The sequence below is a fragment of the Glycomyces sp. NPDC049804 genome (assembly GCF_040674615.1).
GTDB lineage: Bacteria > Actinomycetota > Actinomycetes > Mycobacteriales > Micromonosporaceae > Glycomyces > Glycomyces niveus.
Genome location: NZ_JBFAMQ010000004.1, coordinates 376,665 through 391,032, shown reverse-complemented (window position 1 = coordinate 391,032; position 14,368 = coordinate 376,665). Strand labels below are relative to the sequence as shown.

Below are 14,368 nucleotides of genomic sequence, written 5' to 3'. Positions count from 1 at the left end.
TTCAGACCGTGAAGACCCCGGCTGCGGCGCTGACCGCGACGGCCGCGCCCGCTGCGACGGCGGCCAGCGCGATGAGCGTCCAGTCGGCGGGTCGCATGCGCTGCTCGCGGGCGTGGGTCCGCGGGATCCCGGCGTCGAATCCCCGCGCGTCCATGGCGGCGGCGAGCCGGCCCGCCCGGCGGATCGCGCCGACGAGCAGCGCGAACATGGTCGAGGCGAACAGGCGCGCGCGTCGCACGGGGTTGCGGCCGCCTTCGAGGCCGCGGGCGCGGCGGGCGCTGGTGATCTGCCGCCATTCGGCGGCGAGGAGCGGCAGCAGGCGCAGGGCGGCCAGCGCGCCGATCGTGAACCGGGCGGGGGCGCGGAGCTGCTGGGTGAGGGCGTCGGCGAGGTCGGTGGGGTCGGTGGTGGCGAAGCCGAGGACGCCGGCGGTGGCGGCGACGCAGACGCGCAGTCCGATGGCGGTGCCGCCGAGGAGCGCGCCGGTGCTGATCTCCAAGGGGCCGTAGTCGATGAGGATCCGGCCGGTCTGCTCGGCGGCGAAGACGGCGTTGACGAGGACGACCGCGGCGGCGGCGAACCAGAGCCAGCGCAGGCGGCGGGCGAGTTCGGCGGGGCGGATGCCGGTGAACGGGAGGACCGCGAGGAGGGCGGCGAGCAGGAGCAGCGGGGTGAGCCAGTCGGCGGCGACGAGCGCGGTGACGGAGACGGCGAACGCGGCGGCGAGCTTCGCGACGGGATTGGCGCGGGCGATGGGGGCGCGGGCGTCGCAGACGGGTGCGAGGGTGAGGGTCACGGTCGGCGCTCCTCGGCGATGCGGCCGGCGGTGAGGACGAGTTCGCGTCCGGCGAGGGCGGCGGCGAAGTCGCGGTCGTGGGTGACGGCGAGGATCGCGGTGCCTTCGTCGCGGATGTCGGCGGTGAGGTCGACGAGTTCGCCCCAGGTGCGGCGATCCTGGCCGAAGGTGGGTTCGTCGAGCAGGAGCACGCCGGGCGCGGCGGCGAGGGCACCGGCGACGGAGAGGCGGCGGGCCTCGCCGCCGGAGAGGGTGTGGGGGTTGGCGTTCGCCAAGGGCGCCAGGCGGAGTCGTTCGAGGAGTTCGTCGACGCGGGCGTCGATCCGGTCTTTCGGCCAGCCCGCTTGGCGGGGGCCGAAGGCGAGTTCGTCGCGGACCGTGGCGGTGACGAACTGGTGCTCGGGGTCCTGGAAGACGGAGCCGACGCGGGTGGCGAGGCGGCGGGCGGGGAGCCGGTGGAGGGGCCGGGTCTCGCCGGGGACGGTGGCGCGGCCGCTCGTGGGCTTGGCGAGGCCGCCGGCGAGGAGCGCGAGGGTGGACTTGCCGGAGCCGTTGGGTCCGGTGACGGCGAGCAGTTCGCCTTGGCGCAGTTCGAAGGAGACGTCGTCGAGGGCGGGCCGGGCGGCGCCGGGGTGGAGGAGCGCGAGCGATTCGCCGCGCAGCGCGGTGTCCCCCGGGGCGGGGGCGGGCCGGGTGGGGAGGGGCACGCCGGGGACCCAGACGCCTTGGGCGGCGAGGTGGTCGCCGTGCCGGGTGAGGACGGCCTCGGCGGGCCCGTCTGCGATGAGAACGCCGCCAGGTCCGAGGGCGATGACGCGGTCGACCAGGTCGAGGATGTCGGCGACGCGGTGCTCGACGACGACGAGGGTGGCTTCGGTGTCGGCGAGGGCGGCCCGCAGGGCTCGGCGGACCTCTTGCGCGCCTTCGGGGTCGAGGTTCGCGGTGGGCTCGTCGAGGAGGATCAGCTCGGGCCTGCGGGCGAGGACGCCGGCGAGGGCGAGGCGCTGCTGCTCGCCGCCGGAGAGGGCGTGGGTGGGGCGTTCGGGGCCGTAGGGGAAGCCCACGGATGCGAGGGCTTCGCGGACGCGGGGCCAGATCCGGTCGCGGGGCACGGCCTGGTTCTCGAGGCCGAAGGCGACGTCGTCGCCGCTGCGGGCCATGACGAGCTGCGTCTCGGGGTCCTGGAAGAGGATGCCGACGCGGCCCTGCTGCTCGGCGGCGGGCTTGCCGTCGACGAGGACGTCGCCGTCCTGCTCGCCGGAGTCCTCGGTGAGGAGTCCGGCGAGCGCGGCGAGCAGGGTGGACTTGCCCGACCCGGAGGGGCCGAGCAGGAGCACCCGCTCGCCGGCTTCGATGCGGAGGTCGACGTCCGCGACCGCCTGGGCGCGGCGTCCGGCGTGGCGCCAGGCGAAGCCGCGGAACTCGACCGGGACCATGGCGGCGTCAGACCCGCTGGCGTTCGCGTCCGGACGGGAAGCGGTCGAGGACGCCGGTGGGCAGCATGGCCTTGACGAGGGCCTGGGAGCCGAGCCCGGCGACGATGCCGCCCGAGACCATGGCGGACGCGATGTAGGGGACCTTGTAGGCCCACAGGTCGAAGGTCGGGTAGTAGGCGATGACGTCGAAGAGGGTCGCGCCGAGCGCGGCGAGCGCGCCGGAGGCGACGGCGGTCAGGGTGCCGAAGCGGCGGTAGCGTCCGGCGGCGAAGGCGAGTTCGCCGCCGAGGCCCTGCACGAGGCCCTGGAAGACGATGAGGAGTCCCCAGAAGGAGCCGAGGAGCATGGAGACGGTCGCGGCGAGGCCTTCGGTGAGCAGTCCGGCGCCGGCGCGGCGGACGATGAGCGGGGCGAGGACGGCGGGGATGAGCCAGACGCCGTACAGGATGCCCTTGAGCGGGGGCAGGAACGCGAGGGCGGGCTCGAGTCCGGCCCAGGCGAAGTTCCAGGCCCAGAAGACGACGCCGAAGGCGACGGCGAGGACGGCGCAGGTGAGGATGTCGACGGTGCGCCAGCGGCGCGGGTCGGCGAGGGCGGGGCTGTCGGGCATGGGCTTGCCTTTCGGGTGGTGCGGGCATTGCGCGACAGCGGCGACGACTTCCTACGCCGGTATTACCCGGATCAGGTGTGAGGGTCTGCGGTCGGTTCCGCACTCTCAGCCCATCGGCTCCCCTGTCAACTTCGACGTTAACACCAGGCGACGGGTCGTTATCCGAAGCGATCCCGCCTGGTGGCGCCGGACGCCTCCGGGCGCGCCGGTGCGGGGCTTGTAGATTGCCGTGGTGACGACTGAACGGGATTGGGAGCGGGTGCGGCGGGTCGTCGAGGCGCTGCCGGAGGGCACCTGGACCTCCTACGGCGACCTCGCGGAGCTGATCGGCACGGGCCCGCGGCAGGTCGGCGCCTACATGCGGGACGGGAACGTCACCCGGGCCTACCGGGTCCTCACGGCGGGCGGCACGGTCTCGGAGGGCTTCCGCTGGGCCGACGGCCGCACGGGGCGCGACGTGCCCGACCTCCTCCGCGCCGACGGCGTGACCGTGACCGCCAAGGGCCGCGCCGACCAGTCCCAGCGCATGTCGGTCTACGACCTCAAGCTCCTCGCCGCCGAACTCGACGAGGACGAGCCGGCACCCGATGACGAAGAAGACTGGAAATAACCCGCTAAATCAGCATATTTCCGGCCTAAGGGACCCCTGGCGCAAAAATACCCGCCGGGTATGACATCGCCGCCTCGCACAAGACGTGAGTCGGCCTCAGTGCAGCGCCGCGTCCGGTTCGGTGAGCCGCCACGAGGTGAACGCGACCGTGAGGCCCGCTCGACTCGGCGCGCAGCAGTACGGTCCCGCCTGCACTTCGGCCTCGGGGGCGAGGGGGGCGAGGCGGACGAGCCGCCAGGGCTCGTCTTCGACACGGGCCCGGATGACGACCGCGTCCTCGAAGCGGCTGGCGCGGATGGTGACCTCGCGGCCCGCCCACTCGGGCACGGGCGCGACCGACCAGTCCGACTTGCCCGCCGTGACCACGGCGCCCACTTGCGGTGCGCCGTCGGCGAACTCGACCCCGGCCTTGATCCAGTGCTCGGCGTCGACGCGGACCATGAGCCCCGCCTGGTCGAACTGCGCCTCGAACGAGGCGATGAAGCTCACTTCGACCGCGCGGGCGCGGTCCCAGCCCTCCAGGAGCGCGTGCTCGTCCTCGTGGACGAAGCCGTAACCGGTGTGCCGCCACGCGTCGCTGCCCTCGGCGGCGGTGACGAGCAGTCTGCCACCCGACTCCTCCGCCGCGACCGGCAGCGCCGTCCAGGCGCCGGACTTCCACATGATCTCGATCGGTGCCGCAATGTCCATCGCCCCGAGCCTACTGCCGCCGCGGGCCGTCACACCAGTGCGGTACAACGGTCCTTATGGCAGGAACAGCGACGCTCAGAGACGAAGCCGAGACACTGCTGCGCGCTCTCGCGGGCGAGCAGGCGCGGCTGCGCCCGGACCAGTGGCGGGCCATCGAGGCCCTCTGCGAGAAGCGGCCCGACGGCACCGGCAGCCGCGTGCTCCTGGTGCAGCGCACCGGGTTCGGCAAGTCCGCGGTGTACTTCACGGCCACCTCGCTCCTGCGCCGCCGCGGCGCCGGCCCCACCGTGATCGTCTCGCCGCTGCTCGCGCTCATGCGCAACCAGATCGAGGCCGCCGAGCGCGCGGGGGTGCGCGCCCGCACCATCAACTCGGCCAACCCCGAGGACTGGGACGCGATCGCCGAGGCCATCGCCGAGGACGCCGTCGACGTGCTCCTCATCAGTCCCGAACGCCTCAACAACCCCGCCTTCCGCGACTACCAGCTGCCGAAACTCGCCGCCGGGTGCGGCCTCCTCGTCGTCGACGAGGCCCACTGCATCTCCGACTGGGGCCACGACTTCCGCCCCGACTACCGGCGCATCGCCACCTTCATCGACGACCTGCCCGGCAGCGTCCCGGTCCTTGCCACCACCGCCACCGCGAACGCCCGCGTCTCAGACGACATCGCCGAGCAGCTCGACAAGCAGGACTCGGCGACGCTCGTCCTGCGCGGCAGCCTCGACCGCGAGTCCCTGCGCCTCTCGGTGGCGGACATGCCCGACAACGCCCACCGCCTCGCCTGGCTCGACGAGCAGCTGCCCCGCATGGACGGCTCGGGCATCGTCTACACGCTCACCGTGGCCGCCGCCGAGGAGGTCAGCGACTACCTCGCCTCGCGCGGCCACGCCGTCGCCTCCTACACCGGCCGCACCGAGAACGCCGAACGCCTTGAGCGCGAGGAGGAACTGCTCGGCAACCGCATCAAAGCGCTGGTGGCCACCAGCGCCCTCGGCATGGGCTTCGACAAGCCCGACCTCGGCTTCGTCGTCCACTTGGGAGCGCCCTCCTCCCCCGTCGCGTACTACCAGCAGATCGGCCGCGCCGGCCGCGCCCGCGACCGCGCCGAGGTGGTCCTCCTGCCCGGCAGCGAGGACCGCGCGATCTGGGACTACTTCGGGTCGCTCGCCTTCCCGTCCGAGGAGGCGGTGCGCCGCACGCTCGACGTGCTCGCCGCCGAGGGCCGGGCGCTGTCGACCGCGGCGCTCGAGACGCGGGTCGACCTGCGCCGCACCCGGCTCGAGATGATGCTCAAAGTGCTCGACGTGGACGGCGCGGTGCGCCGCGTCAAGGGCGGCTGGGAGGCCACCGGGCAGCCGTGGGCCTACGACGCCGAGCGGTACGCGAAGGTCGAGGCGGCCCGCAAGCACGAGCAGCGGCGGATGCTCGCCTACGAGGCCACGCCCGAATGCCGGCTCGAGTTCCTGCGCCGGGAGCTCGACGACGCCGAGGCCGCGCCGTGCGGCCGCTGCGACAACTGCACCGGCACCCGCACCGAGGCGGGCGTCTCGGACGAGGCCGCCGCGGGCGCGGCGGCGGCGCTGTCGAAGCCGGGCGTGCCGTTCGAGCCGAAGCGAATGTGGCCCACCGGATTGCAGGCCATCGGCATCGATCTGAAGGGGAAGATCCCGGTCGGGTCGGGCGCCGAGCCGGGCCGGGCGCTCGCGCGGCTCTCCGACATCGGCTGGGGCGGCCCGCTGCGCGAACTCCTGGCCGACGGCGCGGACCGGGAGGTCCCCGAGGACGTGTTCAAAGCGGTGGTGCAGGTGCTGGCGTCCTGGGACTGGGCCGACCGGCCCACCGCGGTCGTCTCGATGGGCTCGCTCTCGCGCCCGCGGCTGGTCGACGGGCTCGCCGAGCGCATCGCGCGCCTCGGCCGCATGGAGTACCTGGGCGCGCTCGGCCGCGCCTCGGACACCGGCGCGGGCATGCACCGCGCCAACAGCGCCCAGCGGCTCCAGCAGGTGCTGCACGCGTTCACGGTGGACTTCCCCGTGCCGGCCTCGAGCGTGCTCCTCGTCGACGACCTCCGCGACAGCGGCTGGTCGATGACCGTGGCGGCGATGCGGCTGCGCGAGGCCGGGGCGGCCGCGGTGTACCCGCTCGTGCTCGCACTGCAGGCCTGAGCACCACTGGAGGACTCAGGGCCGCAAGGGATCTGGACATTCGGGCCGTGATGGTCGAACATCGGGTGCAGCAGTGGAGGACTCCTATCAAGGAAGCAGGCGCACATGAAGATTCGCACCATCACGGCAGCCGCGTTCGCGGGCCTGGCGCTCGCCGCGGGCGCGGCGCCCGCCGCCGCGGCCGCTGACGGCTACCCGGTCTACCACGACACCTACACGACGAAGGCGGAGTGCCACTCGGTCGGCAAGACGACAGTCGGCAGCGGCAACGCCGACGGCTACTACTGCGAGCAGCAGGAAGCCGGCTGGGACCTCTACCTGACGTACTGGGTCTGACCGACCGCCTCCCACGCGCGCAACGGGTCCGGCGATGTCCGCCGGACCCGTGTGCGAGCCGCTAGAGCGCGCCGAGCAGCGCCGGCAGGTAGCCGCCGCTGTGGCCCGACGCCTTCGGGTGGTACGGCACGTCCGTCACCGTGAAGCCGTGCAGCCACGGCGCCGCCGAGCACACCTCGTGCCCGGTGAACTCGTCGCGCACGTCCACATAGGCGAACCCGTGCGCGGCGGCCGCCTCCTGGATCACCGCCGAGAGCAGGTCCGCGCCCGCGTTCATGCGCTGCTGCTCCGCGACGCTGATCGAACCGAACGCGTCGCAGGTGTTCCGCGCCGCGAACAGCCGCGGGTACCCCGTCACGAGCACCTCCGCGTCGGGCGCGCGGGTCTCGATCTCGGTGTACACCGCGTCGAGCTTCGCCGGCAGCTCCTCAGTGGCCTTGCGCTCGGCCTCCTCGATCGCCGGGTGGCAGTTCTGGAACGGGGTGATGCACGCCGTGATCGCCTCGGTCCAGCCGATGTCGTTGCCGCCGATGCCGATCGTCACCAGGTCGGTCCCGGCGTCGAGCGCCTGGACCTGCCCGGCGAGCACGTCGTCGGTGGTCGCGCCGCCGCAGGCGACGAAGGTCAGCTCGGCCCCGAGCTCCCCGGCGAGGAGCGAGGGGTGGGCCTTGGTCGAGCGCTGGCAGGCGGCGTCGGTGTAGGGGCCGGCGCCCGAGCCCGACGAGTAGGAGTCGCCGAGGGCGACGTAGTCGACGGGTTCCTGCGCTTGGGCCGCGGCGGGGGCGGCGAGGAGGGCGAGGGTCGCGGCGGCGGTGAGGACCGCCCGGGGAAGTCGGTGCATGGGGAGTTCCTTTGCGAGTCGTCGTTGACTTGCCGCTCATTGTGAACTCGCCAGTAACTTGAAGGGAACCCCTTCACCATCACAAATCGGGAACTTTACATATCTCGTTCTATATCAGGCCATGATCGCAAGTGTCGCAACCGGTCGGCGGGGCGGTCGCGCCGCCCCGCCGACATGCCTTTTTAGAGGATCGCGCGGGCGACCGCCGGGTAGTAGCCGTTCTGGTGGCCCATCGCGTTCGGATGGTAGGACTCGGACGGCGGGTAGGCCAGGCCGTTGAGGTAGGCGACGTCGTCGCAGACGGCATGCCCTTCGAAGGCGCGGCGCACGTCCACATAGGTGAAGTCGTGCTCCTCGGCCTTGTTCCGGATGACCCCGGCGAGGCGATCGGCGGCCTCGTTCATGAGCAGCTGCTCGGTGACGCTCGGCTGCCTGAGCGCGCCGCAGGCGCTCGCGCCGTTGAACAGGCGCGGGTAGCCCAGCACGTAGACGTCCGCGTTCGGCGCGCGGTTCGCGATCGCGCCGTACGCGCCGTCGAGGAGCCCGGGCAGGTGGAGCTGGACGAGCCGTTCGGAGTCCTCGATCTCGTCAGTGCAGTCCGCGAGCGGCGTGAGGCAGGCCTTGACGGCCTCGGCCCATCCGATGTCGTTGCCGCCGATCGTGACCGTGACGATGTCGGTCTCCGCGTCGAGCGAGCCGAGCTGCGTCGAGAGGAGGTCCGCGGTCCTCGCGCCCGAGCATGCCTCGAACGTGAACTCGGCGTTGAGCCCGTCCGCGAGCAGCTGCGGGTAGGCCTTGGCCGAGCGGCGGCAAGCCGGGTCGAAGTAGTCGCCCGTGCCGGTGCCCGAAGAGTACGAGTCCCCCAGCGCGACATAGCGGACGGGGTCGAACTCGGCGTGGGCCGCGGCGGCGGGCAGGAGGGCGAATGCGGCGGTGGCGGCGAGGGCCGCGGCCGCGAGGCGGGCAGGGATCATGCGGACTCCGTTCCGATCGGGATCGTCGAGGAACGGTAACGCCCGAACAATACGAATCACGTCGTAAACCGCCAGAGATGGTGAAAAGTGACGCGACGGTGGGAGCGGGACCCGGCGCCGGGCCGCGATTCTCGCGGGACTGCGGCGCCCGCGCCGCAGTCCTCCCCTACGCTGGAGCCATGGGTGCACCGACGTCGCCGCGCCGCCAGACCATGTCCGACCAGGCCCTCATCGAGGGGACCGGAGCGGACTGGCGAACCTGGCTGGCCCTCCTCGACGAGCGCGGCGCGGCCGAGCTCGACCACACCGCGATCGCGCGGATGCTGGTGAGCGAGTTCGAGGTCGACGGCTGGTGGGCGCAGTCCATCACCGTCGGCTACGAGCAGGAGCGCGGCCTGCGCGAACCGGGCGAGCGCCCCGACGGGACGTTCAGCGCCAACGCCTCCAAGACCGTGTCCGCCTCGATAGCGGCCGTGTTCGAACAGCTGGCGGACCCGGTCGCGCAGGCCGGCTGGCTCGACGACCTCACGCTGACCCAGCGCAGCGCGTCCCCGCCGAAGTCGGTGCGGTTCGACGCCTCGGACGGCAGCCGCGTCCTGGCGAACCTCACCGCGAAGGCCGAGGCCAAGACCGCCGTGCAGGTCGAGATCGCCAAGCTCGGCTCCGCCGAGGAGGTCGCGGCCGCCAAGGCCGACTGGAAGGCCCGCCTCGACCGCCTCGCGGAGCGCTCGGAGGCGTTAGGCCTTCGCCGCCGGGGCCGCGGTGTCGGTCGCCTCGACCGGCGGCTTCGGAGCCGTGTCCGACGCCTTGCCGCGCGAGCGCGAGATCGCCACGCCGACGAGCGCCAGCGCGCCGCCGCCGAGGGTCAGCCAGGTCGGGATCTCGGAGAGGAACAGCCACGAGAGTCCGACCACGATCGCCGGGACGACGTAGGTCGTGGCGCCGAGCTTGCCCGCGGTGGTGAAGCGCAGGGCGTAGCCCCAGGTGAGGAATGCCAGCGCGGTCGGGAACAGGCCGAGGTAGAGCACGTGGAGCGTGGCCGAGGCCGGGGCCGATCCCAACTGGGAGAACAGGAGCGGGGCGAAGGGCAGGCACAGGACCGCGGCGACGGCGTTGCCGAAGGCGGTGAACTGGAGCGAGGTGCAGTGCTTCAGGGTGGGTTTCTGGACGACGACGCTGACGGCGTAGGTGATCGCGGAGACGAGGCACAGGAGGACGCCGAGGACCGAGGAGGCGCCGTCGCGTGACATGGAGAGGCTGACGACGGCGACGCCCGCGAAGGAGACGGCGATGCCGAGGAAGAGGCGGGGCGGGAAGCCTTCTTTGAGGAGCCAGCCGCCGAGCAGGGCGATGAGGATCGGCCCGATGTTGACGATGAGCGCGGCGGTGCCGGCGTCGACGAGCTGCTCGCCCCAGTTGAGGGCGACCATGTAGAGGCCGAACCAGAGGACGCCGGCGGTGAGGATGCCGGGCCAGGCGGCGCGTTTGGGGAGGCCTTCGCGGCGGAGGGCCCAGACGGCGAGGAGGACGACGGCGGCGACGCCGGCGCGGCCGAGGGTCAGGGGGCCGGGGTCGAGGTGGCGGCCGGCGTCGCGGATGGAGACGAAGGCCGAGGCCCAGCACAGGACGGTGATGCCGATGGCGATGGCGGCGCGGGGGTGGAATTTGTCGCTCACGGGGGGCGGCTCCTCATGGTGGGGCTGGCGGGCGGCTTTGGTGGGCGGGCGCTCCTGCCGGGGGGCGCTGGTGGCGCCGCGCTCAACCTAGCATCGGGGCCGGGTTTCGGTTATCCGTTATTCGACTGTGTTTTACCGACCGCGTCTTCCCACCGGTCGTCTCCTGAAGCTCGCGGGTTTCCGCTTTGCCCGGGGCTCGGCGGGAACCCCTTCGGGGTGGGCGGCGTCGAAAGGACATGATGGGACACAAGGTTTTGCAGCGGTTCATTCCGCTCGCCGCGCTGCTGGTGCTGGCGGCGTGCGGTCAGGGCGAGGGCGACGCGGGTGCGGACGGGACCGGTTCGGACGTCGGTTCGCAGTCGGACCAGCAGTCGGGCGAGCCGACGCCGCCCGACGCGGTGGTCTACCGGGGGGCGCTGACGGTGCTCCAGGGGGTCGAGCGGGACGCGGCGGAGCTGTGCGGCGCGGTGGCGGAGTCGTACCCGCCGCAGTGCGGCGGGCTGCCGGTGACGGGCTGGGACTGGGACGCGGTCGAGCACGAGGAGGCCGAGGGGGTGCGGTGGGGTTCGTACCTGGTGACGGGGACGTTCGACGGGAAGTCGTTCGTGCTCACCGAGGACCCGGTGTCGACGGCGGAGATCGACATGGCGGACTACCCGGAGCTGCAGTACCAGGAGCCGGAGATCGGCGACCCGGCCGAGGACTTGGACGCGGCCGAGCTGCAGGCGATCGCCGACGAGATCACGGCGGCATTCCCGCGGTACGTCTACGGCGGCTGGGCCGACGACCAGAACGGCGTCGCGATCATCGATGCGCTCCTGGTCACACCCGAGCTGGAGGCGTACGCGGAGGAGCACTACCCGGCGGACACGGTGGTGTTCTCTTCGATGCTGAAACCGGTCGAATAGCATCGAATCACGCTTTATCGCGATAAATCCCCCTTAAGGGACCCCTGGCACAAAAATAGCTCGGGGTCCCGACACTCTTCCTTCGAACAAGCCCCGAAACGTGTTCACTTCGGGAACATGAACGTCTCCCGGGTATTGACACCTCACCTGGCGCCCTTAAGATAGAAAACGGTATCTACCCGGGCGGCCTGCTGTTTGGGACGGCAGACCCGGGCGGGGTAGACGCGTCCGCGCCATGGCGGACAATGAGCGGGCCCGCATCGCCGAACCGAGACGAGGCGGCCGCGCAGACGCGCGGCAGCTCGGCGGTCGGGCCGGAAGTCCGGTCGGCCCTGCGCCGACCGGGCCGATCGCATACTGGAAAGGGAACCCTGGCGATGAGCCGAACCGATTTCACCTACGTGGAAAGCGTTAGCCCTGGGAACGGGCGGCGCGATCCGCGGGCGGCGCTGGCCTCCGACGCCGCCGCGCTCAGCCTCGACGGCGAGTGGCGCTTCAACCTGGCCGCGGGCCTCCACGACACCACCGAGGGCTTCGAGGCCCCCGCGTTCGACAGCAGCGGCTGGGACACGCTCGCCGTGCCGTCGATGTGGCAGATGACCGACCTCGACGGCGACGCCCCCTACGGCAAGCCGCAGTACACCAACACGGTCTACCCCTTCCCGGTCGACCCGCCCCGCGTCCCCGACGCCAACCCCACCGGCGAGTACCGCCGCACCTTCACCCTCCCGGCGGAGTGGCCCGCCACCGGCCGCACCGTCCTCCGCTTCGAGGGCGTCGACTCCGCGTTCGCCGTGTGGGTCAACGGGACCCTCCTCGGCGACGGCAAGGGCAGCCGCCTCCCCACCGAGTTCGACGCCACCGACCACCTCGTGGCCGGTGAGAACACCGTCGCCGTCCGGGTGCATCAGTGGTCGGCCGCGTCGTACCTGGAGGACCAGGACATGTGGTGGCTGTCGGGCATCTTCCGGCCCGTCGCCCTCCTCCACCGCCCCGAGCACGGCATCGAGGACGTCTTCGCCCACGCCGACTACGACCACGCCACCGGCCGGGGCACCCTCCGCGTCGAGACCACCGCCGCCGACGCCCGCGTCACCGTGCCCGAGCTCGGCATCGACATCGCCGCCGGCGAGAGCGCCACCGTCGCGGTCGAGCCGTGGACGGCCGAGACCCCGCGCCTGTACGACGCCGAGGTCGCCACCGCCACCGAGCGCGTGAGCCTGCGCATCGGCTTCCGCACCGTCGCGATCGAGGACGGCCTGCTCAAGGTCAACGGCAAGCGGATCCTCCTGCGCGGGGTCAACCGCCACGAGTGGGACCCCGACACCGGCCGCACCCTCACCGTCGAGACCATGCGCGCCGACCTCGAGATCATGAAGCGGCACAACGTCAACGCCGTCCGCACCAGCCACTACCCCCCGGACCGCCGCTTCCTCGACCTGTGCGACGAGATCGGCGTCTGGGTCATCGACGAATGCGACCTCGAAACCCACGGCTTCGTCCACCACGAGTGGCGGAACAACCCCAGCGACGAGCCCATGTGGAGGGACGCCTACCTCGACCGCATGGCCCGCATGGTCGAACGCGACAAGAACCACGCCTCGGTCATCATCTGGTCCCTCGGCAACGAGTCCCACACCGGCGACAACCTCGCCGCCATGTCCCAGTGGGCCAAGCAGCGCGACCCCGGCCGCCCCATCCACTATGAAGGCGACTGGGACTCCGGCTACGTCGACATGTACAGCCGCATGTACGCCGACCACGCCGAGACCGACCGCATCGGGCACAGGACCGAGGACCGCACCAAGGACCCCGCGCTCGACGAGCACCGCCGCAACATCCCGTTCGTCCTGTGCGAGTACGCCCACGCCATGGGCAACGGCCCCGGCGGCATGAGCGAGTACCAGCGCCTCTTCGAGCAGCACGAGCGCTGCCAGGGCGGGTTCATCTGGGAGTGGATCGACCACGGCGTGCGCATGCACGACGCGGGCGGCCGCGAGTGGTTCGCCTACGGCGGCGACTTCGACGAGTCCCTCCACGACGGCAACTTCGTCGTCGACGGGCTCGTCTTCCCCGACCGCGAGCCCTCCCCCGGCCTCGTCGAGTTCAAGAAGGTGATCGAGCCCGTCCGCATCACCGTCCAGCCCGGCTCGCGCGCCGTCGCCGTCGCGAACCTCCGCGACTTCGCCGACACCGGCGACCTCGCGTTCACCTGGGCCGTCGAAGACGAAGGCGTCATCGTCGCCGAAGGCGAGCTCGAAGTGCGGAGCATCGCCGCCGGCGAGTCCGCCGTCGTCGCCTTCCCCGCCGGCGTCGCCGCCCTCGGCCGAGCCGAGGGCGAACGCTGGCTCACCGTCCGCGCCGTCCTCGCCAAGGACGAGGCGTGGGCCGAGGCCGGCCACGAGATCGCCTGGGGCCAAGCGCAACTCGTCGCCAGCGCGCCCGTGTCCGCGAACGGCGGCACCGCCGCCGTCGCCGGAGACCGCGGCTACCGCCTCGGCGGCGCCGCGTTCGACGCGCTCGGGCGCCTCACCGCCATCGGGGGGCTCGAGATCGAAGGCCCCCGGCTCGACCTGTGGCGGGCCCCCACCGACAACGACCTGCTGGGCTGGCACGCCCCGCTCGTGCAGCAGTGGCGCGACCGCAACGTCGCCCTGTACCGGCTCGAGCACAAGGTCCTCGACATCGAGTCCACCGCGGACGGTCTCACCGTGTCGACCCGCGTCGGCGCCGCCGGGGCCGAGATCGCCATGGGCACCGTCTACCGGTGGCGCCTCGACGGCGCTCGGCTCTGGCTCACCGTCGAGGTGAACCCGGAGGGCGAGTGGGACTTCCCGCTCCCCCGCCTGGGCGTGCGCGCCGCCCTGCCCAAGGGCCTCGACGAGGTCGAGTGGTTCGGCGGCGGGCCCGGCGAGGCCTACGCCGACACCCGCGCGGCCGCCCGCGTCGGCCGCTTCCGGTCGACCGTGGCCGCGATGCAGACCCCGTACGTGTTCCCGCAGGAGAACGGCTCCCGCATCGACGTCCGCTGGGCGACCCTGTCCGGCGAGGGCAAGACCCTCAAGGTGTTCGGCGCGCCCGAGTTCGCGTTCACCGTGCGGCCGTGGACGAGCGAGGACATCGAGGCCGCCAGGCACACGCACGAGCTCGTCGAGCGCGACCGGGTCTACGTCAACCTCGACGCCGGCCTGCACGGCATGGGCTCGGCCGCGTGCGGCCCCGGCGTCCTGCCCCTGCACCGGCTGCTCCCGCAGGCCGCGGCGTTCACGCTCGGCTTCGAAGCGACCGAGTAGGCGCCATGCGACGGGTCCGCTCACCATGACGTG

General features: G+C 72.4%; 13 protein-coding genes and 1 riboswitch. Of the genes, 5 read left to right on the top strand and 8 right to left on the bottom strand.

Annotated elements, in window-relative coordinates; translation table 11 throughout:
* Position 1 precedes the first annotated feature (1 nt).
* The 3 genes from AB0K52_RS08745 to AB0K52_RS08735 are packed head-to-tail and all read right to left on the bottom strand — an operon-like array spanning position 2 to position 2,842.
* A complete protein-coding gene (locus AB0K52_RS08745) occupies positions 2–796 on the bottom strand; it encodes an energy-coupling factor transporter transmembrane component T (RefSeq protein ID WP_363528198.1) in 795 nt (264 codons plus the stop codon).
* Positions 793–2,232 (bottom strand): ATP-binding cassette domain-containing protein, encoded by a 1,440-nt coding sequence (locus AB0K52_RS08740; RefSeq protein ID WP_363528195.1) that lies wholly within the window; start codon positions 2,230–2,232, stop codon positions 793–795. The genes AB0K52_RS08745 and AB0K52_RS08740 overlap by 4 nt, the downstream gene beginning before the upstream one ends.
* A 7-nt stretch (positions 2,233–2,239) precedes the next feature.
* A complete protein-coding gene (locus tag AB0K52_RS08735) occupies positions 2,240–2,842 on the bottom strand; it encodes an ECF transporter S component (protein WP_363528193.1) in 603 nt (200 codons plus the stop codon).
* A gap of 31 nt (positions 2,843–2,873) precedes the next feature.
* Positions 2,874–2,976, bottom strand: a riboswitch (TPP riboswitch).
* Between the two features lie 98 nt (positions 2,977–3,074).
* On the opposite strand from AB0K52_RS08735, the gene AB0K52_RS08730 reads away from it, so the two are divergent.
* On the top strand, positions 3,075–3,452 hold the full coding sequence (locus AB0K52_RS08730; RefSeq protein WP_363528190.1) for an MGMT family protein: 378 nt from the start codon (positions 3,075–3,077) through the stop codon (positions 3,450–3,452).
* A 96-nt stretch (positions 3,453–3,548) separates the two neighbouring features.
* Here the strand turns inward: AB0K52_RS08730 and AB0K52_RS08725 are convergent, their stop codons facing one another.
* The gene (locus tag AB0K52_RS08725) at positions 3,549–4,142 is read right to left on the bottom strand and encodes a DUF1349 domain-containing protein (RefSeq protein WP_363528187.1); all 594 of its coding nucleotides are present in this window, start codon (positions 4,140–4,142) and stop codon (positions 3,549–3,551) included.
* Positions 4,143–4,198: 56 nt separating this feature from the next.
* On the opposite strand from AB0K52_RS08725, the gene AB0K52_RS08720 reads away from it, so the two are divergent.
* Both AB0K52_RS08720 and AB0K52_RS08715 read left to right on the top strand, forming a co-directional pair.
* Positions 4,199–6,307 carry a DEAD/DEAH box helicase gene (locus AB0K52_RS08720; RefSeq protein ID WP_363528184.1) on the top strand — a complete coding sequence of 703 codons (2,109 nt, stop codon included), beginning with the start codon at positions 4,199–4,201 and terminating at the stop codon, positions 6,305–6,307.
* Positions 6,308–6,412: 105 nt separating this feature from the next.
* A complete protein-coding gene (locus AB0K52_RS08715) occupies positions 6,413–6,643 on the top strand; it encodes a hypothetical protein (protein ID WP_363528182.1) in 231 nt (76 codons plus the stop codon).
* A 61-nt stretch (positions 6,644–6,704) separates the two neighbouring features.
* Here AB0K52_RS08715 and AB0K52_RS08710 read toward each other — a convergent pair whose 3' ends face one another.
* The 4 genes from AB0K52_RS08710 to AB0K52_RS08695 form a co-directional block, all read right to left on the bottom strand.
* Positions 6,705–7,484, bottom strand: coding sequence for an SGNH/GDSL hydrolase family protein (locus tag AB0K52_RS08710; RefSeq protein ID WP_363528179.1), 780 nt, complete (start codon positions 7,482–7,484; stop codon positions 6,705–6,707).
* Positions 7,485–7,666: 182 nt separating this feature from the next.
* Positions 7,667–8,458: an SGNH/GDSL hydrolase family protein gene (locus AB0K52_RS08705; protein WP_363528176.1), complete on the bottom strand. Its 792-nt coding sequence runs from the start codon at positions 8,456–8,458 to the stop codon at positions 7,667–7,669.
* Positions 8,459–8,834: 376 nt separating this feature from the next.
* Entirely contained in the window at positions 8,835–9,113 is a 279-nt protein-coding gene (locus AB0K52_RS08700; RefSeq protein WP_363528173.1) for a hypothetical protein, read from the bottom strand.
* An 82-nt stretch (positions 9,114–9,195) separates the two neighbouring features.
* Positions 9,196–10,134, bottom strand: coding sequence for a DMT family transporter (locus AB0K52_RS08695; protein WP_363528170.1), 939 nt, complete (start codon positions 10,132–10,134; stop codon positions 9,196–9,198).
* A gap of 239 nt (positions 10,135–10,373) precedes the next feature.
* Between AB0K52_RS08695 and AB0K52_RS08690 the strand changes: the two genes are divergently transcribed.
* Both AB0K52_RS08690 and AB0K52_RS08685 read left to right on the top strand, forming a co-directional pair.
* Complete coding sequence (locus AB0K52_RS08690) at positions 10,374–11,042, top strand: hypothetical protein (protein WP_363528167.1); 669 nt, start codon at positions 10,374–10,376, stop codon at positions 11,040–11,042.
* A gap of 377 nt (positions 11,043–11,419) precedes the next feature.
* A complete protein-coding gene (locus AB0K52_RS08685) occupies positions 11,420–14,335 on the top strand; it encodes a glycoside hydrolase family 2 TIM barrel-domain containing protein (RefSeq protein ID WP_363528164.1) in 2,916 nt (971 codons plus the stop codon).
* Positions 14,336–14,368 lie beyond the last annotated feature (33 nt).